Origin of the sequence: Streptococcus pseudopneumoniae (assembly GCF_001072375.1) — a bacterium.
Classification (GTDB): domain Bacteria; phylum Bacillota; class Bacilli; order Lactobacillales; family Streptococcaceae; genus Streptococcus; species Streptococcus pseudopneumoniae_L.
The window spans coordinates 1-1,704 of record NZ_JVKV01000022.1; the positions used below are offsets into that span (position 1 = coordinate 1).

Consider the following 1,704-nt stretch of genomic DNA (forward strand, 5'->3'; position numbering starts at 1 on the left):
CAAAGACAATTGAGAGGCTAGGACTTTTGTCCCAGCCTCTTTTTTATATTTTGTTTAACCTGATTCAGTAGTGATTGGTCAAACCACCACAAATAATATCCTCATCAACAATCCTTTCTATCCACTAACTTTTGGATATAGGATATCCTCCTAAGATTTGCTTCCTCGAGTTAGAAAAGGTCAATATCCTCAATCCTTGTCTGCTTCATTTTCTTTTACGAGATCTTTTTGTGAATCTTTTTCAGAGAGTTTTTGTTCGATATACTTGTTAATGGTTTCATAAAATTCTTTGGTCGTCTCACTATCTAATTTTGTTGAATTATGGACTTGATTGACTTTCAATTGAACAGATTGAATACCGTAAGAGGCTTGTTTTTGGTGGATCATTTCTAATTCTTCTTCTGAAATCGGATCTCCAACAACTGTCAAGACCAATTCATTGTTCCTTGACTTGTAGACTTGATTAATGACCGTATGATTGGCGAACTCTTTTCCTACAAACTGTTTAATCCCTTCTTTTCGCGCTTGATCTATCGTCAGAGTAACTGCTGAATAGCTGGCTGGAAGAACCAATAATACAATCAAGAATATCAACCCAATTCTCATTTTAATGTTTAACTCTTTAAATGAACTTAAGGGAGTTTTTCTCATCAAAATTCTTGTTCCAACAATGTTGGTTAGCATAATAAAGACACAGTTGATCAAGAAAAGATAGAGAGCTCCAAATAAAAATTTTACATTTCCATTAGCTAAACCATAGCCTGCAGTACAGATAGGTGGCATCAGAGCTGTTGCAATGGCTACTCCTGGCACGATATTGTTTGCTTCTTTTTTCCTTGAACCAATTACACCTGCTATCCCACCAGCAATAGCAATGAGAACATCCCAAATGGTTGGAGAAGTTCGTGCAATCAACTCGCTACTTGCATAAGATAAGGGAGAAATCCAAAAATACAGAGTCGAGATAAGCAAACTGACCAATACTTGAGTAAATAAAACCTGTAGAGATTGCTTGATTAAACGCGTATCAAAAATAGCTAAACCGAATCCCAGTCCAACAATCGGGGACATAAGAGGGGAAATCAGCATGGCTCCAATAATGACAGCTGTTGAATTCATATTTAGACCTATAGAGGCAATAAAAATCGAACATATCAAAATCACTGTATCTCTTAATCGAACATGAAGGTCATCATATAATTTCTCACGGAATTCACGTGTTGAATAGTTTCTGGTCATTGGTTACTCCTATTATTTCATATAATTTTATTTCTGCCTGGACGATAGTAGAGTGACTTTTGTCCAAACTCTCATATTTTTAATGCTCACCTGTCATTCTTTTAAAATTTTCATTTCAATATCCATCAGGCCATCTTTGACATTATATCAAACATTTTACAGTTTTTCTCTGAAGAAATCAATTCATTTAAAAAGATAGAGAAAGGAAGAAAAAACGGTATCTCCTCTGAAAGAAGATACCGTTTTAATATTTAAATTTTAATATTTAAATATGATGAGTGTGTAGCAGCAATCCTTGCAGATATCGCCAACAAATCTAGTGTTGAGAAATAAGAGATAAAAGCTGGGACAAAATTCTAGCTAGCTAAAAAGAGACTGGGACAAAAGTCCTAGCCTCTCAATTGTCTTTGGATTATCGTGTGAGACGCAGTGGTTGAGTGGGCTCTACTACGCTGATTTCATCAG

1 protein-coding gene is annotated in these 1,704 nt (G+C 35.4%); it reads right to left on the reverse strand.

Features of this window, described 5'->3' with window-relative positions:
• Positions 1-189: 189 nt before the first annotated feature.
• On the reverse strand, positions 190-1,239 hold the full coding sequence (locus tag ADH31_RS01665; protein WP_049508565.1) for a DUF389 domain-containing protein: 1,050 nt from the start codon (positions 1,237-1,239) through the stop codon (positions 190-192).
• Positions 1,240-1,704: the final 465 nt, after the last annotated feature.